This is a genomic window from Sphaerobacter sp. (assembly GCF_019683595.1).
Taxonomy (GTDB): Bacteria; Chloroflexota; Chloroflexia; order Thermomicrobiales; family Thermomicrobiaceae; genus Sphaerobacter.
In genome coordinates this window covers 1-21949 of the sequence record NZ_JADGHZ010000020.1, presented here as the reverse complement: position 1 = coordinate 21949, position 21949 = coordinate 1, and the positions used below count along the sequence as shown (strand labels likewise).

Genomic DNA, 21949 nt, shown 5'->3' with positions numbered 1-21949 from the left:
AGCCATCCGCCAATGCGACCATCCGCGCCTCCCCGCGTTCGTTCTTGGGGGAGAGCCCACGACGCCGAGAACCCTCGACGCGTACAATGGCATACAGGGAAGGGAGGGATGTCGCACGTGTCACCAAACCCGGGCCCACTGCCTCGTCCGCTCCGGGTGCTGATGATCGCCCCTACGTCCTTCTTCGCCGACTACGGCTGCCACGTTCGCATCTACGAGGAGACGCGTGCGCTCCTGGAGCTGGGCCATCGGGTCACCATCTGTACCTACCACAACGGCAACGACGTGCCCGGGCTCGACATCCGCCGCTCGCTCGACGTCCCCTGGCGGAAGCGGATCGTCGTCGGTTCCTCGCGCCACAAGCTCTACCTCGACGCGGTCCTCTCGCTGGAGGTGCTGCGCACGGCCCTGCGCATCCGGCCCGACCTGATCCACGCCCACCTGCACGAGGGAGCGCTCATCGGCGGCGTGCTCGCCCGGCTGATCCGTCGCCCTCTGGTCTTCGACTACCAGGGCAGTCTCACCGAGGAGATGCTTGACCACGGCTTCCTGCGCCGCAACGGGCGCGTCCAGGCCGCTGTCCGCCGGTTGGAGCACCTGATCGACCGCCTCCCTGACCACATCATCGCCAGCACCGACAACGCGCGCTCGCGCCTCCTCCAGCGCGGCTACCCGCCCGAGCGCGTGACGACGGTGCTCGACGCGGTGGACACCGACCGCTTCTCCCCGGCGGCCGTCACCGACGCGGAGCGCGCGGAACTCCGCCAGCTCTTCGGCATCCCGGAATCGGCCCGTGTGATCGTCTACCTCGGCCTGCTCGCCCCCTACCAGGGCGCCGACCTCCTCCTGGAAGCCGCCCAACGGGTGCTAACGCACGAGCCGAACGCGTTCTTCCTGGTGATGGGTTTTCCGGGCAACGAGCGCTATCGTCTGAAGGCGGAGAGCCTCGGGCTCGGGCGTCACATGAGCTTCCCCGGCCGCATTCCCTATGCCGACGCCCACCGCTACCTGGCGCTCGGCGAGGTGGCCGTCGCGCCGAAGATGTCGCTCACCGAAGGGAACGGCAAGCTCTACAACTACATGGCCATGGGCCTGCCGGTCGTCGCCTTCGACGCGCCCGCCAACCGGGAGATCCTGGGCGACCTGGGCGTCTACGCGCCCCTCGGCGACGCGGCCGCCTTCGCAGATCGGATCCTCTGGCTGCTGGAGCGGCCGGAGCAGGCGGTGGCGCGCGGCGTCCGCCTGCGCGAGCGCGCGATCGCCCACCTCTCCTGGCGCGCCCGTGTTCACGAACTGCTCACCGTGTACGGCAAGATCCTCGGAAAGGGTCCCGCACTCGCGCCCCACGGGCACGCGACGCTCAGCGCCAACGGCCGCGTTCCGGACGCGGCACGGATCGACGAGGAAACCCCCGCCCGCACCCGTTGACAACGGGCAGGGAACCGGGCCACACGCCGCCCGCCTAGCGCTGAGTCAACTCCGCGACGGTCGCACCGACGCGCCGGTAGCTCTCACCGAGCAGTTCCCATGGTTCACCCAGCCGCGCGGCGCAGCGCCAGCGCACTTCCATGATGATCGATGGCAGTGGGCCGCGGGCAGCCAGCGCCCCGAGCTGTTCGGCGATGGGCACGCGCCCCAGCACCGGCGGGTAGTGAGAGGCGCCGTCATCGCCCAGATCGTGGACGTGGACATGCACCACACGGTCCAGGAACTCGGAACCCGGCACCGGCTCCCACCCCGGCTCGTGCGCGGCGTTCTCGCAGTCGTGCGCGAGGTCCCAGCAGATTCCGACGCGGGGCGAATCAACCGCCTGCACCAGCGCCAGCACGTCAGCCCGCGAGCGCGCGGTCGCCGCCGGCCGGTCCGGCTTCACTGCGCCCAGCTCCAGGCCGACCAGCACCTCGCCCGGCATCCGCTCGGCCGCCTCCGCCAGCCACCCCAGCAACCCGATAGTGGCCCGCCGGTTCTCCTCGTAGCCGCGAGCGGGGTCATTCGCCCCGTGCAGTACCAGCACCGCGCGGCCCTGCTCGGCAGCGAGGTCGCGCACCACCCCCAGGATCGGCTCGTACTCGCGCGCCAGATCCTCCGGCTCATCCAGCCACCGTTGCGTTGCAAACCGTGGATCGAGGGAAACGTGCACCTGCACGGCAATCCCGGCATCCCGGTAGCACCGGAGGACCCGTCCCCAATCCGGGTCCAGGAGGTGAACACGCGCGGTGCGCTCGTCCGCCGGGCCGTGGTGCAGGACCACTTCCGTGGCGGTCGCACCCCAAGTGCGCAGCCGCTCCAAATAGGCCGTCAGGCGCTCGGGTCCGCCCTGGTACCAGCGGGGCGCGCCGCTATTGCCGAGCAGCACCGTCACTGTCGCGCTCCCGCACGTGCAGGCGGTTGATCGCGTCGACCGCCTCCCCGACAGGAACCGTGAACTGCTCGCCCGTCGCCATGACCCGCACGTTAACCATTCCCGCCGCGATCTCCTCCGGGCCGAGGAACGCCGCGAGCGGGATCCCCTTGCGGTCGGCGTACTGCATCTGCCGGCGCAGGTCGCGCCGCTCGCCCAGGTAGACCTCGGCGTTGATGCCGGCGGCGCGGAGCTGGCTGACGAACCCCAGCGAGGCACCCAGCCCCTCGTCGCCGAAGATCGTGACCAGCACGTCCGTCACCGTCTGCGGCTGCGGCAGCAGGTTCAACACCTGAATGACGTCGATGATGCGCTCCAGGCCGAGCGAGGCGCCGGTCGCCGGGATGTCCTCGCCCAAGAACATCCCGATCAGGTGGTCGTAGCGCCCGGCACCGCCGAGCGAGCCGATGTTTGGCTCCGACACCATCGCCTCGAACACCGGCCCCGTGTAGTAGTCCAGCCCGCGCGCGAGCGCCAAATCCAGGCAATAGTGCTTGGGGTCGGCGTTCAACTCACCGAGGTAGCGGAACAACTCCTCGAGATCGGCGATGCCCTCCTCAGCGAGCTGATTCCCCGCCAGGCGGGTCCGCAGCTCGGCCAGGACCACCCCCGGCTCGCCCTCCAACTCGACCAGGTCGAGCACCCGGTCCGCCGCCTCCGGAGAGATGCCGTTCTGGAGCATCTCCTCCCGCACGCCATCCCGGCCGATCTTGGCAAGCTTGTCGATGGCCCGGTGGATCGTCACCGCCTGCGCGTCGGGCACCCCGGCGAATTGAGCCATGCTCTGGAGTAGCTTGCGGTGGTTGATGTGGATCACGAAGTTCGGCATGTGGATCGCCGACAGTGCGTCGATCCAGACCATGATGACCTCGGCATCGGCCAGCATCGACGCTGTCCCGACGATGTCGGCGTCGCACTGCCAGAACTGCCGGTAGCGTCCACGCTGCGGGCGATCGGCGCGGAAGACCGGTTCGATGTGGTAGCGCTTGAAAGGGAATGAGAGTTCATGGCGGTGGGTGGCGACGAAGCGCGCCAGCGGGACGGTCAGGTCGTAGCGCATCCCGACCTCGCGCCCGCCGCGGTCGGTGAAGTGGTAGATCAGCTTTTCGTCCTCACCGTACTTCCCGGTCAGGACGTCGAGGTACTCCAGCACGGGCGTCTCGATCGGCTCGAACCCATACCGCTCGAAGACGCGCCGGAAGGTGCTGATCACATGCTGGCGCAGCAGCATCTGCTGGGGCAGGATGTCTCGCATCCCCTTGAGGACTTGCGGTGGCCGCACGGGCCGCCCCCCACTCTGCGCCATGGTCTCCATCCTTCCGCGCAACCCCATCATCACGCCGCGAGGATCATACCAAAGGCGCCCGCCCGGCTTTGGAGTGCGGCGGCCGGAGACGCCGCTTTGATATCGCGCGGCGCACCTACTTCCGGATCTCATACACCATGTGGGCGATCTCGGGGATGATGAGTTTGTCCATGGCCAGGGCCACGGCGTTGCTGGAGCCGGGGGTGAGGAAGAGGAGCGTGTCGCGGTAGACACCGGCCACGGCGCGGGAAAGCATCGCCGCCGCGCCGATCTCCGCGTAGCTCAGCATACGGAATAGCTCGCCGAAGCCGTCCAGCCGCTTCTCCAGGCGCACCGCGACCGCGTCGTAGGTCGAATCCCGCCGCGCGATGCCGGTGCCGCCGTTGAGGATGATGGCATCGCAGGTTCCGGCCAGTTCGTCGATCAGGGCGCCTACCTGATCCGGTTCGTCGGGCACGATCCGGTAGGCAACCACACGGTGGCCGGCTTCGGTCAGCCGCTCACGGATCAGCGCGCCGCTGCGGTCCGTCTCGGGCGTCCGGGTATCACTGACGGTGATCACCGCGCAGGTGACGGATTCCGGCGCCTGCGCCCGATGTTCCTGGGTCGATGCGCTCATGGTCCAGCCCTCCTCCGGGCTACCCGGTGTAATAGGCGTCCGGCAGGTGGGTGAGGCGCTCCACGGCGCCGCGCGCGTCCAGCGTGATCGCCACCAGATCGATGCGCCACACCCGCTCGCTGTGCTCCGGGTGCGCGGCGACGTACTCCTCGCCCAACGCCAGGAGGCGCGCCGCCTTCGCCGGGCTGACCGCCTCCTCCGCCGCACCGAAGCGGTCGCCACGCCGGGTCTTCACTTCGACCAGCACCAACACGTCACCGTCGAGGGCGACGAGGTCGATCTCCCCGGCCTCGCCGCGCCACTGCCGGTCCAGGATGCGCCAGCCGCGGGCAGCCAGCACCCGCGCGGCGTGCCGCTCTCCGGCGTCCCCGAGGCGGCGGCGCGTCACGGCCGGGCTCCGGGAAGTTGGGCCGCGAGGAGATCGCGCACCGGGGCGAACGTCCGGCGGTGGTGGGGCGTCGGTCCGACCCGCAGCAGCGCGTCGAGGTGCTCGGCCGTGCCGTATCCCGCATTGCGCTCCCAGCCGTACTCGGGGTGGCGCCGCGCCAGCCGCGCCATGAGCGCGTCGCGGGTGACCTTGGCAACGATGGACGCACAGGCGATCGAGAGGCAGGACGCGTCGCCCTTCACCACGGCCATCGTGCGCTCCGGGTCGAGCTCGGGCAGCGGTCGCCCGTCGTAGAGCACGAAGTCCCACGCGCCGAGGCGCGCCAGTGCGCGGCGCATGGCGAGCGCGCTGGCCTGGCGGATGTTGTATTGATCGATCTCCCGGCACGACGCGGCGCCAAGCCCGATCCCCAACGCCACGCGGCGGATCTCCTCCGCCAGCCGCTCGCGCTGCCGGGGAGTGAGCGTCTTCGAGTCACGCACCCCGGGAATATCCTCAATACCCGGAGGGAGGATGCAGGCGGCGGCCACGACCGGCCCGGCGACGCAGCCGCGCCCCACCTCGTCCACGCCGGCGACCAGGCGCAGTCCCCGCGCCCAAAGCTCCGCCTCGATCGCGACGGAGGGCTCGGTCCGGCCCGGCGTGGAAAGCACAGGAGCGGCGCTTTCGCACCGCTCCTCGCCATACCCGTTGCTCATCACAGCCATGCCCGCGGGCTACCGCAGGTAGCTGCCGGCCGGCCGTCGTCGCTCCTTGATCCGAGCGGCGCGCCCGGTCCGACCACGCAGGTAGTACAGCTTGGCCCGGCGCACCTTACCGTGCCGCAGCACCTCGATCTTGTCGATGCGCGGGCTGTGGATCGGGAACGTGCGCTCGACGCCAATGCCGTGGGAGGCGATCCGGCGCACCGTGAAGTTCTCGTTGATGCCGCCGCCCCGCCGCCGGATGACGACGCCCTCGAACGGCTGAATGCGCTCGCGGTTGCCTTCGACGACCTTGACGTGGACCCGCACCGTGTCCCCAGGCCCAAAGTGCGGGACGTCATCCCGCAGGTGTTCCTGCTCGATACTCCTGATTACGTCCACCATCGCTGTGCTACTCCCACACTCCGTCGCGGCCCACCGGTCGCCGTTCGTACCCATGCAGAGAGAAGCCCGTCGTTCGCGGGCCGGGCGCAGTATAGCACCCGGATACTTTGCCTCGCAATGAAGCGGCAGTGCCGGAGGTGGAATGCCGTGGCGCGGTATCAAAGTCCTGTTTCTCTTCGGTCCGACCAGCCACAAGCGGAGATTCGCCAGTACCAGCGGGAGAAATGGGCGTGACGGCACTGCCCGGGGATGCGCTGGGACCGGTTGCATCCCGGGGTCGAATCAGGTATCGTCTTGGCGAACAGACATCGTTTGTTCGCGCTTGGGGTTGAGCGACCTCTTCGCCCCGGTCGGTCGCGCCGTGGCGCGCCCCACAACCAATCACGTGGCACGCTCGTTAGAAGGATACGGAGGACCTCATATGGATGGCTCTGCCGTCGTTCCTGCGGACGAGGCCATATGGGTGAGCCGGGCGAAGGAGGGAGACCAGGCAGCCTTCGAGGCAATCTTCCAGCACTACGAGCGCCAGATCTACGGCTTCATCTACCGCATGATGGGCAACGCCGAAGATGCCAGCGATCTGACGCAAGAGTGCTTCATCCGGGCATACCGGGCACTGTCGCAGACATCCGATGATCTCAACATCTCAGCCTGGCTGCACCGGATCGCGTCCAATGCCTGCCTCGATGTGCTTCGACGGCGTCAGCGCATTCGCTGGCTTCCCTGGGAGACGCACAAGCACGAGCACCTCCTCCATGGGCGTCCGATGGACGATCCCGAGCGGCAGGCGTTGAGCCTGGAGACGCAAGCCACCGTGCACCAGGTCCTCCAGCAGATGAGCCCACGGAATCGAATGGCGCTCATTCTGCGCGAATTCGAGGGGATGTCCTGTGAGGACATCGGGCAGGTGATGGGGCTCTCCCGCTCCGCGGTCAAGTCAGTCCTCTTCCGCGCGCGGGAAGAATTTCGCCGGACCTACCGGCGGCTGGAGGAAGCGTCTCGCTCATGAGCCGGCCAGGGTGCAAGTCCATCAGGCCCCTGATATCGGCCTATATGGACGGGGAGCTGATGCCGGACGAAACCCGGCGGCTCCTTGAGCACCTTGCCATCTGCGAAGACTGCACCACCCTTCTCCAGGAGTATCAGCTCCTGCGCGAGCAGGTCCGCCACCTGCCACCACCAACGCCACCCGCTCACATTCAGCGCCGAGTCTGGGAGCAGACCGTCGAACGCGGCGAGCCGTCGCGCTTCCAGCGCTGGTTCGGGATCTCCGGCGCCCGTTTCGGGCTGTCCGCGGTCGGAGCCGTCGCCGTCCTCCTGATCGCGACCGCCTTCGTCCTCATGCGCGGCTACGAACGCATCGTCCCACCGGCCGTGACCGGTGCGCCGCCCGCGACCGTGCAGGAGTGGCCCGTCCAGCGGCCGATTGAGATCACCTTCAACAAGCCGATGGATCCCGAGTCGGTCGTGGAGCACCTGCGGATCTACCCGCCATCGGAGAAAGAACGGCTGCCGATTAGCTGGCGCGGCAACACCATGATCATCGGCGCCAGCCCCAGCGAGACGGTGCCGCTCCTGGCCAACACCGATTACCGCATCATCATCCTGCCCGGCGCCAAGGACGCCTACGGCGGCTCACTGCGAACCCCGTGGGAATTGCGCCTGCGCACCACCACGGTGCTCGCCCAGGAGCCGACGCCGACGCCGCCACCGACTGAGACCCGTCCGGAGTCGCCCACGCAACCTGCGGCGGTTGTGCCCCCGACCGCGACGAATCCACCGCCGACGCAGCCCGCGCCGACTCCGACCACTGGCCAGCCGACCGCGCCGATCGGTGCTGGGCCGACCGTGGCTCCCACGCAGCCACCGGCGAATCCAACACCAACCGAGGCGCCGAGCCCGACGCCGACCACGCCGCCCACCGTGGCGCCGACCAACACGCCCGTGCCTACCGAGCCACCGGCAGCCTCGCCGCCACCCGATGGCTCGCCATCGCCGGGCAGTCCGCCGGTCGCGACGCCCGTCCCCGTCACGGGCGCGTTCGGCAGCGTCTACTGGGCCTACGACGACGTTCGGGCGCGGCTGGGCGCCCCCACCCCGCCGGGCGCTTACAGCGCCGCCGCGGGCGTGCTCGACTTCCAGCGCGGCACGATGTACGCGCGCTTTGACACCCGCACGATCTACGTCCTCCAGAGCAACGGGGTCTGGTTCAGCGCGCCCGACACCTGGACGGCGAACGATCCGGCGTACGGTGGGCCGGCGCCGGAGCCGAACCTCTGGATCCCGACCAAGTCCTTCGGCAAGCTGTGGACGGAGAACCCGAGCATCCAGGAGCAGCTCGGCTACGCCACCACGGAGACCGCCCACGAGCCGATGGACGGGCGGATTCAGGAGTTCGCCAACGGCCTGATGCTGTACAGCGACACAGGCTACGTCTACGTCCTCTACGTCGATCCGTCGAACCCCTACCAGGGCCAGTGGGAGGTCTACCCCGACAGCTCCGGCCACGGCGACCTCGTGACCCCGACCCCGGAACCGTCGCCGTCCGAGCCGGGAGCCACGCCCGAGCCGACGGGTGAACCCACTGCCTCACCGTCCCCGGAGCCCACCACGACGCCGGAATTGAGCCCGGCGCCGACCGAGAACGCCGGCCCGGCAACGCCTGAGGCAACGCCAGAGCCCACGCAGGACGGTACGCCCATTCCATAGCCCGCGAGGCCGGGGGCCGCTTCATCACACCGCTGCCTGAATCAGCAGCGTGAGGGTGTTGTAGACCGCGTGCGTGATGATCGCCGCCACGGTCCCCATGTACTTGCGCTCCAGCCCCAGCATGATCGCCAGCGCGAAGACGCCCACCAGGACGAGGCTGATGTCGTACTGTACGTGGATCACCGTGAACACCAGCGAGGTGAATACGATCCCGTAGCGGGGTTGAATCGCGCCGCGGAAGAGGATCTCCTCCCCAATCCCGGCGCTCAGGCCCAGGAGGATCGCACCCGGCACGTCGGTGACCTCCTGGGTGACGGAGCGCATGCGGTCCTCGATCTCCCGTTCAAGGCCGGGCTGGAACACCTGGGTCAGCGCCCCCGCCACCCCGGCGATGATGAACGCGACCACCACCAGCGCCAGCGCGATGCCGATCTGTCGGGGGGTCGGCATCCAGAGGCCGAGCCGCCGAGCCGCCGCCCCCAGGTCACGGGTGATGAACGTCCCGACCGACAAGAACGCCAGGAGGACGAATATCGCCGTCTGGACCACGAGCTCGCCGCGCTGCACCGGCCCATACGTCCCGCCGGCGTCCGACACTCCCGCCCCGAGCAGCGGGAACGCGAGCGTGATCGCGAGGAGGACCGACAGTCCAACCATGTCCGCCATCGAGTCCGGATCGAACGGCATGACGCGCGCGAGGACGCGGCGGACGAAGGGCACGAGCGGGAGGCCGAGACCCAACCCGAGCGCCAGGAGTGCCAGCCCGCCGAGGCGCGAGAGGCCGGCATCGGGCATCTCGTTGCTGAGCACCAGCGCGCCGATCCCCGCCAGGATGACCAGCAGGCTGAACCCGCCGAAGATGATGTACAGCAGCACGCGCAGCGCCCGGCTCGCATCAGCGTGGTGCGCCCACGCCGACAGCAGCGCGCCGATCCCAACGGTGACGAACGCGAACCCGATGATCGCTCCCATGCGGCGATGCTTCCTCTCGCTCGGCCAGGACACCCCGGCCTGTCAGGGCACGAGCCCGGACCTCTCCGGCATCCATGCTACACTCACAGTGCCAATCGGCTGGCGACGATGGAGGAGCATGGGGGATGGCGCAGCGCAAAGGGGGACTCGGACGGGGCCTTGACGCATTGATCCAGGCCCAGGCCGGGCAAGCGGGCGGCAGCGGCGGGGTACAGGAAGTCGAGATCGCCGCCATCGAGCCGAACCCGTTCCAGCCCCGCACCGACTTCGACCCGGAACAACTCGCCAGCCTGGCCGCCTCGATCCGCGAGCACGGCGTGATCCAACCCCTGGTCCTTGCCCACAGCGACGGCGCGGTTCCCTACCGCATCGTGGCGGGCGAGCGCCGCTGGCGTGCCGCCCGCATGGCCGGCTTGCGCACGGTCCCCGCGCTCATCCGCGACTCGACCCCGCGCGAGCTGCTCGAGGTCGCGCTGGTCGAGAACGTGCAGCGGGCCGACCTCACCGTCATTGAAGAGGCGACCGCCTACCGCCAGTTGATCGAGGAGTTCGGCCTGACCCAGGCCGAGGTGGCCGCGCGCGTCGGCAAGAGCCGCGTGGCGATCACCAACGCCCTCCGCATCCTGGACGCGCCCGAGGAGGTCCGCGCCGCGGTAGCCGTGGGCCAGATCACCGAGGGCCACGCACGGGCGCTCCTCGGCTTGCCGCTGGCCGTCGAGCAGGTGGCCGCGCTCCAGATCGTCATCGCCCGCGACCTGAGCGTCCGCCAGACCGAGCAGTTGGTGCGAGAGTGGCGCGAAGGCCGGCGCCGGGCCACGCGCGAGCCGCCGCCCCCACCCCCGTCCCTGCAGCGGCTGGAGGACCGGTTCCGGCGCGCCCTGGGCACGAAAGTGGAGCTGCGCAAGGGCCGCTCCGGCGGCCGCATCGTGATCCATTTCTTCACCGAGGAAGAACTCGACGGTATCTACCGGCGCATCGTCGGCGACGACGACGAGGAGGAACTGTAGCGGCCCGGCGCGCCGGCACGATGCCGGCGCGCCTTGCGCCTTACTGCCCCAGGCGCGCGCGCAGGGTCGGGATCAGCTCCGCGATCGGCACCCGCACCTGCTCCATCGTGTCGCGATCGCGAATCGTGACCGAGTCGTCCTCCAGCGTGTCGTAGTCGATCGTCACGCAGAAGGGCGTCCCGATCTCATCCTGCCGCCGGTAGCGCCGCCCGATGCTCTGCGTCTCGTCGTAGTCGGTCGGGAACTCGGGGCGCAGCAGGTCCCACACCTCGTTGGCCTTGGCCACCAGTTCCGGCTTCTTCATCAGCGGCAGCACCGCGGCCTTGTACGGCGCCATGCGCGGGTGGAACCGCAGCACGACCCGCCGGTACGGCTTGCCGGCGACGTCGACGGCATCCTCCTCGTGGTAGGCGTCCACCAGGAGCGCCAGCATCAGTCGCTCGACCCCCATCGTCGGCTCAACCACGTGCGGGAGGAACCGCTCCCCTGTCGCCTGGTCGAAGTAGGTCAGATCGACCCCGCTGTACTCTTGATGACGCCGCAGGTCGAAGTCGGTCCGGTAGGCCAGGCCGCACAGCTCTTTCCAGCCGAAGGGGAACTCGTATTCGAAGTCCACCGTGCGCTTCGAGTAGTGCGAGAGCTCATCCGGCCCGTGCTCCCGCTGGCGCAGCCGGGCATCACCCAGCCCGATGAAGCGGAAGAACGCCTGCATCGCCTCGAGCCACTCTTCGAAGACCGGCTCCCAGCCTTCGGGGCGGATGAAGTACTCAATCTCCATCTGCTCGAACTCGAGCAGCCGGAAGATGAAGTTCCCGGGGGTGATCTCGTTGCGGAAGGCCTTGCCGATCTGGGCGATCCCGAAGGGGATCTTCACCCGGCTCGACTGGAGCACGTTCCGGTAGTCGAGGAAGATCGCCTGCGCCGTCTCCGGGCGAAGGAATGCCTGCGTGCCGCTGGCCTCGACCGGCCCCAGGAAGGTGCGGAACATGAGGTTGAACTGGCGCACCTCGGTCCAGTCCCGCTGGCCGCAGACCGGGCAGGCGAGATCGGACTCTTTGATAATGCGGGTCATGTCGTCGATGCTGGCGCCCTCGACGCTCCGACCCAGCCGCTCCTCGATCAGGGTGTCGGCACGGTAGCGGGTCTGGCAGTTCCGGCAATCGACCAGCGGGTCGTTGAATTCGGCGACGTGGCCCGACGCCTCCCACGCACGCGGGTGGAGCAGGATCGAGCCGTCAAGCCCCACGATGTCGCGCCGGAGCTGGACGAAGAAGTGCCACCAGGCGTTCTTGATATTGCGGCGCAACTCCACGCCGAGCGGTCCGTAGTCCCAGGTGTTGGCCAGCCCGCCGTAGATCTCGCTCCCCTGGAACACGAAGCCACGCCGTTTGGCCAGGGCCACGATCGTGTCCATCGACACCGGCGTCGATGGCGTCTCCTCCGCGTGCATCTCGCTGCGCCCCTCCGCGTCGTCGCCGCGCATCATCGACTCTCAATGACGAAAACCCCCCGTCGGGACGACGAGGGGACCCCGTGAGCTACCGAAGTGACCGGAGCGAGTGGCGCCCGTCGCTTCTGGGATGCCTCACTCCGACCCGTTGTTATCGTAGCACGCCGCGACAGTCGAGACGAGGGCATGCCCGTTGGCGCGCCCGACCTGCTCGGCAACCTGCTGATACACCTGAGTGGTGGAGATGCTGACGTGCCCCAGCACCTGCTGGATCTCGCGCAGGGCGCGGCCGCGGGTGAGTGCGTGCGCGGCGAAGGTGTGCCGCAGGGTGTGCGGTGTGATGTCCCCCAACTCAGCGGCCTCGGCGTACGACTTGAGAATGAGCCAGAAGCCCTGCCGGGTGAGCCGGCTGCCCCGGTGGTTCAGGAAGAGCGCCTGCTCGGTGGGCGACTGGCGCAGGAACGGGCGACCAAGCTGCAAGTACTCATCGAGCGCGGCGATCGCGCTGGGGCTGAGGGGCACCCACCGCTGGCGCTCGGGCTTGTTGCCGCAGCGGACTTGTCCGGCCTCCAGGTCGAGATCGTCGACGTCCAGCGCCGTCAACTCGCTCACGCGCATCCCGCTGGCATAGAGCGTCTCCAGCATCGCCTTGTCGCGGAGCGCCTCCGGCGTGCGCTCCCGCGCCGGCTGGGCCAGCAGCGCCTCGACCTGCTCCGGCGTGATCGCCCGCGGGATGAACTTGTCGACCTTAGGCGACGGCAACTCCGCCGCCGGATCGTGCCGAAGCTCGCCGCACTCCACCAGATAGTGACAGAACGACTTGACCGCCGCCACCTTGCGCGCCACGGTTGCGTTGGCGTAGCCGCGCTCCCGCAAGTAGAGCACGTAGTTCGTCAGGATGGTCTCCGACAGCTCGGCCCAGGACTGCACCGCGTGCTGCTCGCAGAGGAAATGGCAAAACTGGGTGAGGTCGTTCCGGTAGGCCGATACGGTGTTGGGCGAGAACCCCCGATCTCGTCCCAGCGCGGCGAGGAACCGCTCGATCCGTTCCTCCATCACCATCCTCCTAGACGTGTCTGCGCGTCCGGTTGCCGGAGCAGGAGTAGTCATCTCGGTCGCGCTTGCGTGCATGCCGGAACGCGGACCGCTGGAATCCATATCGCATCGGCGACCCCGCGCCACACCGGCTAGCCCGTGGTTCTGTCACCGATGACAGAAGGACACCACTGGGAGTGTAGAGCAAGCGGCATGCATCGGCAATGGGCACCGCCGCGCAAGCAGCCCTTGACGGGGTTAACGAAGAACCCCGTGTACGGTCGCACCCTTCGCCGGACCCGACCTCGTAGAGCCGATTTCGTCGCCGGGGTGGGAGTGGAACGCAGTCGGCACTATGGACCCCTCGGCCGGGACATTCTAACACGTGTCCATGCCCTCGCCGCCAGTCCCCCCGCAGTACCGCGCGCTCCCGCGTTGACGTACGTAGGTACTGACCGGTACGATTGGGTCATGTTCACGCCCGCTTCCGCGGTTCATCTGGGAAGCAACGCTCACGCGGGCTTCTGAGGTACATCAAGTGAAAGCACTCTACATCATCCCGATCCTGGCGATCCTGATCCTCGTCCACGAGCTCGGGCACTTCGTCTCCGCACGCCTCGTCGGCATCAAGGTCGAAGAGTTCGGGATCGGTCTCCCGCCGCGCCTGTTCGGTTTCCGGCGCAAGGGAATCATCTACTCGATCAACCTGATCCCCCTCGGCGGCTTCGTGCGCGTCCTCGGTGAGGATGGCAAGTCGTTCGACCCCGGGAGCATGCAGTCGAAGTCGCGGCTCCAGCGGACCCTGTTCATCACCGCCGGGTCGCTGATGAACTTCCTGCTCGCCTTCGTGCTGATGACTGCCCTGGTCGGCATCCAGGGCGAGGCCCGGATGAACGTCTACGTCTCCGAGGTTCAGCCGGGCTCTCCGGCGCAGGCGGCCGGGTGGCAGTCGGGTGACCGCTTCCTCACCGTCGGCGGCAAGAAGGTCACCTCGGTCGATCAGGTCGTGGCCATCACCGAGGACTACGCCGGCCGGCCAATGCCGGTGACGCTGTTGCGCGACGGCCAGACGGTTGAGACCGAGGTCGTCCCGCGCGAGAATCCCCCGCCCGGCTCCGGGCGCACCGGCATCCTGATCACCAGCGCCGCCGAGGCGCGGATGGAAGTTGACAGCGTCGAGCCGGGCAGCCCGGCGGAGCAGGCGGGTATCCAACCCGGCGATATCGTGGTCCGGGTCGGCGGCCAGCCGATCGAGGATGGTTCCGCCTACCTCCTGGCGTTGCGCAACGCCGCCGGGACGACGGTTCCGGTCGTGGTCGAGCGCGACGGCGCACCGGTGGAGTTGTTCCTGTCGGTGCCGGCGAAGATTCCGGCTCAGTCGGATCCCCACGTTGGCATCGCCGCCCGCCAGGACGTCATCTACCACCCGCTGCCCTGGTGGCAGATCGTACCGCGTGGGATCAGCGAGACGTGGAACGTCGTCGCCCAGATGTTCCACGGCCTGGTGCAGCTCCTGCGCGGGTCGGTGCCCTTCAGCGGCATCACCGGCCCCATCGGTATGGGCCAGTTGACGTCTGAGGTGCTGGCCGTCAGTAGCGCGCCGACATGGGTCACGCTCACCAACCTCATGGTGCTCTTGTCGTTGAACCTGGCCATCCTGAACCTGCTGCCGCTGCCGGCCCTGGACGGCGGGCGACTGCTCTTCGTGGTCATCGAGTTCATCCGCGGCAAGCGCGTCTCCCCCGAGAAGGAGGGAGTCGTCCACTTCGTCGGTCTGGTCCTGCTGCTGGCGTTTATGTTCGTCGTCGCCTTCATCGACATCGAGCGCCTGGTCAGCGGCCAGTCGTTCCTGCGGTAGCACCCGTGCCCCGCTGGACATGAGGTCGTCGCATGACGCACACTCAGGGTGACACGCCAGCCGGGCCGCGCCGGGCCTCGGGTCGCCCCGGTGCCGTGGTGCGCGGCCGCACGAGGGAGGTCCACCGTTCATGGTAGCCCCGCGTCGTAAGACCCGCGCCATCCACGTCGGTGATGTGCAGATCGGTGGCGGTGCGCCGATCGTCGTGCAGTCGATGGCGACCGCCGACACGCGCGATCCGAAGGCCACTTTGCGCCAGATTCACGAGCTGGCTGATGCCGGCTGCGAGATCGTCCGCATCGCCGTGCCCGACCGCGTTGCCGCGGCCGCGCTGCCCGACATCGTGCCCCACTCGCCGGTCCCGCTGATCGCCGACATCCACTTCGAGCACACCCTGGCCCTCAAGGCGATCGAGGCCGGGATCCACGGCCTGCGGCTCAACCCCGGTAACATCCGCAAGCCGGAGGACGTGCGCGAGGTCGTGGCGAAGGCCAAGGAGCGGGGCATCCCGATCCGCATCGGCGTCAACTTCGGCTCGCTGCCGCCGATGAGCCGCGAGTTCGTCGACGAGATGGCGGAGAAGAACGCCAGCCAGGTGGAACTGATCGCCGAGCACATGGTCCGCACGGCACTGGGCCACGTGAAGATCCTGGAGGACCTCGACTTCGGGGACATCAAGATCTCCCTCAAGGCCTTCGAGGTGCCGGTCATGCTCGAGGCGTACCGGCGCATGGCCCCACTCAACGACTACCCGCTCCACCTGGGCGTCACCGAGGCGGGCACGCCCAAGGCCGGCACAATCCGCTCGGCCGTGGGCATCGGCACCCTGCTGGCTGAGGGTATCGGCGACACGATCCGGGTTTCGCTCACCACCGACCCGGTCGAAGAGGTCTACGTCGCCTACGAGATCCTCAAGAGCCTGGGCCTGCGCCAGCACGGCGCCACCCTCGTCGCCTGCCCCACCTGCGGGCGGGTCGAGGTCGACCTCTTCAAGCTCGCGAACGAGGTCGACGAGTACATCAAGAACATCAAGGCGCCGATCAAGGTGGCGGTCATGGGCTGCGTCGTCAACGGCCCCGGCGAGGCCCGGGACTCCGACGTCGGCGTGGCGGCCGGCCGCGGCAAGGGCGTGATCTTCCGCAAAGGCCAGATCGTCCGCCGGGTCGAGGAGGATGAAATCGTTCCCGCGCTCAAGGAAGAGATCCAGGCGATCCTCGCCGAGCGCGGCGAAGCCTGAGCCGCCGTCGACGCCGCGGCAGACGCGACGGGAGCGCGTAATGCCCTCGGCTAGCGGTTGCATCGGCACCACGGTCACCCGTAGATCGGATCACCTCATTTGGGCAGGCCACCCAGAGATCCATGTGGCCGCGTTCGGGCGCATCGCCAGCAACGCCGCCTGCCGCGCTGTGCGGATACCAGTGGCGTCCGGAGGGCCGCTGTGAAGCGCTATCGCGTCGCGGCGTTCGGGCTGGCATCCTGGGATCGGCTGATCTTTGTCGACCAGTATCCCCAGCCCGGTGACTACGCCATCGTCCACGACACCCTGGAGCAGGCGGGCGGGACCACCACCAACCTGGCCGTGGCACTGGCCCGGTTGGGCCTCGACGTATCCATCGCGGCGATGGTCGGGGACGACGCCGAGGGCGAGCAGCTCCGCGCGGAGCTGGCCGCCGAGGGCATCGATGTGGAGCACGTGCGCACCCGCGCCGGGGAACCGACCGACCGCTCCCTGATCGTCGTCTCCGGCCGCGGCGCGACCGCCGAGCGCACCATCTTCTGGCAGCAGGGCGCCCGGCTCCGCCACGGCGACTTTCTGCCGATCGAGGCGTTCTTCGCCCACGACCTGGTCGTTGTCGACATCGACGACGCCGCCCTGCGCCGCCTCATCGTCGACCTCCCGATGCACGTCTCGCCGCGAACCCGGCTGCTCGGTCCGCTGGTCTACCTGACCGCGCTCGACCCGGAGACCGGCCTCGACCTTGCGCTGCGCCACGACTACCTGGTCGGCAGCGCCGCCGAGCTGTGCTACTTGACGGGCACGTCGACCCTCGAGGAGGCGGTCACCGTGCTGCAGGACGAGATGATCCTGTCCCAGACGCGGTTCGCCGCCATCAGTTGCGGCCCGAACGGCTGCCTCCTGATCGACCGTGCTGGCACGTGCACCGTCCCGGCGTTCGAGGTCGACGCCGTCGACCCGACCGGGGCGGGCGATGCCTTCGCCGCCGGCATCGCGCTGGGTATCCTCGAGCGCTGGGACATGGAGACCATGGGCCGCTTCGCCAACGCGATGGGCGCGCTCGCCGTCCAGCGCCCTGGGGCGCGCGCCGGGCTGCCGACACGCGACGAGGTCGAGTGCTTCCTCGCATCTGCCCGCGTGCGGGGACCAGACCGGTGAGCGCCATTACCCACGCCCGCCTCCGGCGCCTGGCGGCGGAGTGTCGGCTGACGCTCCTGGGCGTGACGACGGCCGAGCCGTTCGATGGTCTGGCCGAGCTGCTGGTCGAACGGATCCGCGCCGGGCACATGGACGGGCTCGACTGGTTCACCGAAGAGCGTGCCCGCTTCTCCGCCGATCCACGCAACCTGCACCCGACCGCGCGCAGCATCGTCAGCGTCGGTCTGCCCTACTGGCAGCCGGACATCGCGCCGCCCGACGACGGGGTGCCCCGCGGTCGCATCTCCCGCTACGCCTGGGGACGCGACTACCACAAGACGCTCAGGTCCCGCATGCGCAACCTCCACGCCCGCCTGGAAGCGGAACTTGGCCTGCCCATCGAGGCCCGTGCACTGGTCGACACCGCCCGGATCGTCGACCGCGCGGCGGCCGCCCGCTCGGGCCTCGGCTGGTACGGCAAGAACACGATGATCCTCGTTCCCGGGCACGGTTCCTGGGTCATGCTCGGCGAGTTGGTGCTCGATATCGAGGTCGAGCCGCTCCCGGCGCTCCGTCCGAAGTGCGGCCGCTGCACCCGCTGCCTCGACGCGTGCCCCACCGGCGCGCTGGTGGACGCCTACCGGCTTGACACGCCCCGCTGCATTTCCTACCTGACCATCGAACTGCGTGGCCCGATCCCGCGTGACCTCCGGCCACTCATGGGAAACTGGGTCTTCGGCTGCGACATCTGCCAGGAGGTCTGCCCCTATACCGGCGCCGCCGCACCGAGCGACGACCCGGACGTCCGCCCCGAGCGGATCGAGCACGCCTTCCCCTCGCTCCACTGGCTGCTCACGATGTCCGAGGAGGAGTTCCGCGAGGTCTATCGTGGGCGGGCGGTGCTGCGCGCCAAGCGCAGCGGGCTGGCCCGTAACGCCGCCGTCGCATTGGGCAACATCGGCAGCGACGCGGACCTCGGCCTGCTGCAAGAGGTCGCCGCCACCCACGACATCCCGCTCGTCCGCGGGCACGCCGCCTGGGCGATGGCCCGCATCGACGCCGTTGCGGCAGATCCGGCGCTCCGCCGGCTGCACGACCGTGAGCCGGACCCCGCCGTGCGTGCGGAGATCGCGGCGACGCTTGATGACCCACCGCCGGCTCGCCGCCGCGATGCCGCCTGATCCGGTTCCAGCCCAGCGCACCACCGGCTATACTGCGTCCGGTCCGACACGCGGGCCGAGGTGTGGAGGAGAGTGGGAGGAGACCGCATGCTGCTCGCGGTCGATATCGGCAACTCGAACGTCGTCCTCGGGATCTTCCAGGGCGAAGAGCTCCTGACAAGCTGGCGCTTCGAGACCGACCGGGGGCGGATGGCCGACGAGTGGTGGGCATTGTTGACGACCCTCGCCGCGGGCGACGGGATCGACCTCCGCGCCATCGAGGGTGCCGTCATCGCCAGCGGCGTCCCCCAACTGGCCACCACGTTCCAGGACTTGATCACCCAGCGGCTCGGGCGCGAACCGATCCAGGTCAGCGCCGCGCTCGATCTCGGCATCCGGGTCCGCACCGACAACCCCTTGGAAGTCGGTGCCGACCGGCTGGCCAACGCCGTCGCGGCACACCACCGCGGCCCGGGTGCCTGGGTCGTCGTCGACTTCGGGACGGCCACCACCCTCGACGTCGTCTCTCCGGAGGGTGACTACCTCGGCGGCGCTATTGCTCCCGGCGTGCTCATCGCCCTGGAGGCCCTCACCGCCCGGGCTGCCCGGCTCCACGCCGTCGACCTCGCCATGCCCGAGCGCGCCATCGGCCGCAACACCCGCCAGGCGATTCAGTCGGGTACGGTACTCGGTTATCTGGGACTGATCGAGGGATTGCTCGCACGGGTCGCCGCAGAGCTGGGGGAGACGCCCAACGTCATCGCGACCGGCGGTCTGGCCGGCCTATTCATTGGCCACTCGCCGGCGATTCCGGCCTACGATCCAAACCTCACCCTGACCGGCCTCCGGCTCATCTACGAGCACCTTACCCGCGGCGAGTAGCGCCACGCGCCGCCCCAACGCAATCCGGGCAGCGCGCTTGCCCACGTCCCGCGCGGCGATATAATACGTAACGCCGAAAGGTCGCAGGCGTCACCCAAACGACGGTGCCGCTGATGTAATCGCCCCAACACGTGACGGTAGCCGCCTCCGGCCCGGTCCGGGGCATTGCCCTACCAACCGTACGGGGCGCTGGGTGGAGGGAACCCGTGAAAACGTACACGGTAGACAGCATCCGGAACGTCGGCCTCTTCTCGCACGGCGGTGCCGGGAAGACGTCGTTGACCGAGGCCATGGCCTTCCTCACCCATGCCACCACCCGCCTGGGCCGTGTCGAGGAGGGAAACACGATCTCCGACTGGGATCCCGACGAGATCAAGCGCGGCATTTCCATCAGCACCAGCCTGGTGCCGGTCGAGTGGCGCGATCACAAGATCAACCTGCTCGACGCCCCCGGCTACGCCGACTTCGTCGGTGAGATCCGCGGTGCGATGCGGGTCGCCGACCTGGCGCTCATCCTCCTGGATGCGTCAGCCGGCGTCGAGGTCGGCACGGAGCAGGTCTGGGATACGGCGGCGACCACCGGCCTGCCCCGGGCGCTCGTGATCAACAAGATGGACCGTGAGAATGCCAACTTCGAGAACAGCCTGAGCGCGGCCCAGACCACGTTCGGCAGCGCGGTCGTCCCGGTCCAGCTCCCGATCGGCGCTGAGAAGTCCTTCACCGGGTTCATCGACCTGCTCAGCCGCCAGGCCTACCAGTTCGGCGACGGCAAGGACGGCAGCGTGACCCCCATCGACATCCCCGCCGACCTCGCCGACGCCGTCGAGACCCACCGCACAACGCTCGTGGAGCGCATCTGCGAGAACGACGAAGAGCTCATGATGCGCTACCTGGAGGACGACGAGATCAGCGTCGACGAGCTGCGCCAGGGCCTCAAGGCCGGGATCGCCGATGGCAGCATCGTCCCCGTCTTCGTCACCGCCGCCACGGCGCTCAAGGGCGTCACCTTCCTGCTCGACGCCATCGTCGACTGCTTCCCGAGCCCGAACGGCGCCGTCGCGAACGACGCCACCGGCAACGAGGTCAGCCTGTCGCCCGATCCGGACGGGCCGTTGGCAGCGCTCGTCTTCAAGACCGTCGCCGACCCATACGTCGGCAAGCTCTCCTACTTCCGCGTCTTCTCCGGCCGGGTTACGTCCGACAGCCACGTCCTCAACACCAGCAAGGGGCAGGACGAGCGGGTCGGCCAGCTCTACGTCATGCGCGGGAAGGAGCAGATCGGCGTCTCCGAGATCGTGGCGGGCGATATCGGCGCGGTCGCCAAGCTACAGGTGACCGGGACTGGCGACACACTCAGCGACGCCCAGCGGCGCTTCACCCTTCCCGGCATCACCTTCCCGCATCCCGCCTTCTCGGCTGCGGTCTCGCCCAAGACCAAGAGCGACCTGGACAAGATGGGCACGGCGATCCAGCGCCTGATCGAGGAAGACCCGACGCTCCAGGTCTCCCGTGACTCCCGGACCGGCGAGACGATCATCTCCGGCCTGGGCGAGTCGCACGTCCAGATCGCGCTCGACCGCATGGCCCGCAAGTTCGGCGTCAACGTCGAGTTGGGTCTGCCCCAGGTCGCCTACCGCGAGACGATCTCGGTGCCGGTGCGCGGCGTCGAGTACAAGCACAAGAAGCAGACCGGCGGCCACGGCCAGTACGGCCACGTCTTCCTCGACCTCGAGCCGCTGCCTGACGCCGACTTCGAGTTCGCCGAGCAGATCGTCGGCGGCGTGGTCCCGAAGCAGTTCATCCCGGCCGTCGAGAAGGGCGTGCGCGAGGCCATGGAAGAGGGGCTGCTGGCCGGCTACCCCATGGTCAACATCAAGGTCACGCTCACCGACGGTTCGTACCACTCGGTCGACTCGTCGGAAATGGCCTTCAAGATCGCGGCATCGCAGGCGTTCAAGAAGGCCGCCCAGCAGGCGAAGCCGATCCTCCTTGAACCGATCATGCACCTGCGGGTGACCGTGCCCGAGAGCTACATGGGCGACGTCATGAGCGACCTGAACGGGAAGCGCGCCCAGCTCCAGGGCATGACCCCCGGCGAGAACGGCATGACGACCATCGAGGCGATGGTGCCGGCCGCCGAGATCCAGCGCTACGCGACCGATCTGCGCTCGATCACGCAGGGCCGTGGCTCCTTCACGGTGGAGTTCAGCCACTACCAGCCGGTGCCGCCGCACCTGACGGAGCAGATCGTCGCGGCCGCCAAGGCGCGCGTTGAGGCGCACGCCTAGCAACCCACGACTGCCGCGTGTACCCTCACACCTGCCGGTGATGCCACCGGCGGGGTGAGGGTACATCGTGTATCGAGAGAGGATCGCGCGTGGTTTCCAAGCAGTGCGACCCGGACCTGTCGATCGTCTGCGACGGCGGCTCGCTGGGCAATCCCGGCCGCGGCTACGGCAGCTACCGGCTCTCCGACCGCACCGGCGCCAGCCGGCTCGTCCGCCTGGAGTTCGGCGACGGCGTGACCAACAATCAGGCGGAGTACCGCACCCTCATCGCCGCCATCGATGCCGCCATCGAACGCGCGGCCGCCCTCGGCCAGCGGCCCGAAGACCTCTGTCTCCAGATCCGCACCGACAGCCAGCTCCTCGTCGAACAGCTCACCGGTCGCTGGAAGGTCCGCCACCCCGCCCTCAAGCC

General features: G+C 68.8%; 20 protein-coding genes. 11 read left to right on the top strand and 9 right to left on the bottom strand.

Annotation, left to right across the window (positions count from 1 at the left end; translation table 11 throughout):
• Positions 1-108 precede the first annotated feature (108 nt).
• The gene (locus IRZ30_RS03970; RefSeq protein ID WP_366945317.1) at positions 109-1428 is read left to right on the top strand and encodes a glycosyltransferase family 4 protein; all 1320 of its coding nucleotides are present in this window, start codon (positions 109-111) and stop codon (positions 1426-1428) included.
• Positions 1429-1462: 34 nt separating this feature from the next.
• Here IRZ30_RS03970 and IRZ30_RS03965 read toward each other — a convergent pair whose 3' ends face one another.
• The 6 genes from IRZ30_RS03965 to rplS all read right to left on the bottom strand — a co-directional run bounded on the left by IRZ30_RS03965 (position 1463) and on the right by rplS (position 5802).
• Positions 1463-2362 (bottom strand): TIM barrel protein, encoded by a 900-nt coding sequence (locus IRZ30_RS03965; RefSeq protein WP_294083165.1) that lies wholly within the window; start codon positions 2360-2362, stop codon positions 1463-1465.
• Positions 2340-3707 (bottom strand): histidine--tRNA ligase, encoded by a 1368-nt coding sequence (hisS, locus tag IRZ30_RS03960; RefSeq protein WP_294083162.1) that lies wholly within the window; start codon positions 3705-3707, stop codon positions 2340-2342. The genes IRZ30_RS03965 and hisS overlap by 23 nt, the downstream gene beginning before the upstream one ends.
• Positions 3708-3822: 115 nt before the next feature.
• Positions 3823-4326: a molybdenum cofactor biosynthesis protein B gene (locus IRZ30_RS03955; RefSeq protein WP_294083161.1), complete on the bottom strand. Its 504-nt coding sequence runs from the start codon at positions 4324-4326 to the stop codon at positions 3823-3825.
• A 19-nt stretch (positions 4327-4345) separates the two neighbouring features.
• A complete protein-coding gene (locus tag IRZ30_RS03950; protein WP_294083159.1) occupies positions 4346-4714 on the bottom strand; it encodes a YraN family protein in 369 nt (122 codons plus the stop codon).
• Entirely contained in the window at positions 4711-5412 is a 702-nt protein-coding gene (locus tag IRZ30_RS03945; RefSeq protein ID WP_294083157.1) for a ribonuclease HII, read from the bottom strand. The genes IRZ30_RS03950 and IRZ30_RS03945 overlap by 4 nt, the downstream gene beginning before the upstream one ends.
• Positions 5413-5430: 18 nt before the next feature.
• Complete coding sequence (rplS, locus tag IRZ30_RS03940; RefSeq protein WP_294083155.1) at positions 5431-5802, bottom strand: 50S ribosomal protein L19; 372 nt, start codon at positions 5800-5802, stop codon at positions 5431-5433.
• Positions 5803-6265: 463 nt separating this feature from the next.
• Between rplS and IRZ30_RS03935 the strand changes: the two genes are divergently transcribed.
• A complete protein-coding gene (locus tag IRZ30_RS03935; RefSeq protein ID WP_294083153.1) occupies positions 6266-6811 on the top strand; it encodes a sigma-70 family RNA polymerase sigma factor in 546 nt (181 codons plus the stop codon).
• Positions 6808-8511 carry a zf-HC2 domain-containing protein gene (locus IRZ30_RS03930; RefSeq protein ID WP_294083151.1) on the top strand — a complete coding sequence of 568 codons (1704 nt, stop codon included), beginning with the start codon at positions 6808-6810 and terminating at the stop codon, positions 8509-8511. Before IRZ30_RS03935 ends, IRZ30_RS03930 begins: the two co-directional genes overlap by 4 nt.
• 24 nt (positions 8512-8535) lie before the next feature.
• Here the strand turns inward: IRZ30_RS03930 and IRZ30_RS03925 are convergent, their stop codons facing one another.
• Positions 8536-9483, bottom strand: a complete 948-nt coding sequence (locus IRZ30_RS03925; protein WP_294083150.1) for a CPBP family intramembrane glutamic endopeptidase — start codon at positions 9481-9483, stop codon at positions 8536-8538.
• Positions 9484-9608: 125 nt separating this feature from the next.
• On the opposite strand from IRZ30_RS03925, the gene IRZ30_RS03920 reads away from it, so the two are divergent.
• Positions 9609-10490: a ParB/RepB/Spo0J family partition protein gene (locus IRZ30_RS03920; RefSeq protein WP_294083148.1), complete on the top strand. Its 882-nt coding sequence runs from the start codon at positions 9609-9611 to the stop codon at positions 10488-10490.
• 40 nt (positions 10491-10530) lie between these two features.
• On the opposite strand, the gene IRZ30_RS03915 is transcribed toward IRZ30_RS03920, so the two are convergent.
• Both IRZ30_RS03915 and IRZ30_RS03910 read right to left on the bottom strand, forming a co-directional pair.
• On the bottom strand, positions 10531-11940 hold the full coding sequence (locus tag IRZ30_RS03915; protein ID WP_366945318.1) for a glycine--tRNA ligase: 1410 nt from the start codon (positions 11938-11940) through the stop codon (positions 10531-10533).
• Positions 11941-12075: 135 nt separating this feature from the next.
• On the bottom strand, positions 12076-12996 hold the full coding sequence (locus tag IRZ30_RS03910; protein ID WP_294083144.1) for a tyrosine recombinase: 921 nt from the start codon (positions 12994-12996) through the stop codon (positions 12076-12078).
• 517 nt (positions 12997-13513) lie between these two features.
• Between IRZ30_RS03910 and rseP the strand changes: the two genes are divergently transcribed.
• The 7 genes from rseP to IRZ30_RS03875 form a co-directional block, all read left to right on the top strand.
• On the top strand, positions 13514-14833 hold the full coding sequence (rseP, locus tag IRZ30_RS03905; RefSeq protein ID WP_294083142.1) for an RIP metalloprotease RseP: 1320 nt from the start codon (positions 13514-13516) through the stop codon (positions 14831-14833).
• A gap of 130 nt (positions 14834-14963) precedes the next feature.
• Positions 14964-16070, top strand: coding sequence for a flavodoxin-dependent (E)-4-hydroxy-3-methylbut-2-enyl-diphosphate synthase (gene ispG / locus IRZ30_RS03900; protein ID WP_294083140.1), 1107 nt, complete (start codon positions 14964-14966; stop codon positions 16068-16070).
• A gap of 201 nt (positions 16071-16271) precedes the next feature.
• The gene (locus IRZ30_RS03895; RefSeq protein WP_294083138.1) at positions 16272-17228 is read left to right on the top strand and encodes a carbohydrate kinase family protein; all 957 of its coding nucleotides are present in this window, start codon (positions 16272-16274) and stop codon (positions 17226-17228) included.
• The gene (queG, locus tag IRZ30_RS03890; RefSeq protein WP_294083135.1) at positions 17225-18388 is read left to right on the top strand and encodes a tRNA epoxyqueuosine(34) reductase QueG; all 1164 of its coding nucleotides are present in this window, start codon (positions 17225-17227) and stop codon (positions 18386-18388) included. The genes IRZ30_RS03895 and queG overlap by 4 nt, the downstream gene beginning before the upstream one ends.
• An 87-nt stretch (positions 18389-18475) precedes the next feature.
• A complete protein-coding gene (locus IRZ30_RS03885; RefSeq protein ID WP_294083132.1) occupies positions 18476-19249 on the top strand; it encodes a type III pantothenate kinase in 774 nt (257 codons plus the stop codon).
• Between the two features lie 206 nt (positions 19250-19455).
• A complete protein-coding gene (gene fusA / locus IRZ30_RS03880) occupies positions 19456-21537 on the top strand; it encodes an elongation factor G (RefSeq protein ID WP_294083130.1) in 2082 nt (693 codons plus the stop codon).
• Positions 21538-21626: 89 nt separating this feature from the next.
• On the top strand, positions 21627-21949 hold a 323-nt coding region (locus tag IRZ30_RS03875; protein WP_294083128.1), incomplete at its 3' end, for an RNase H family protein.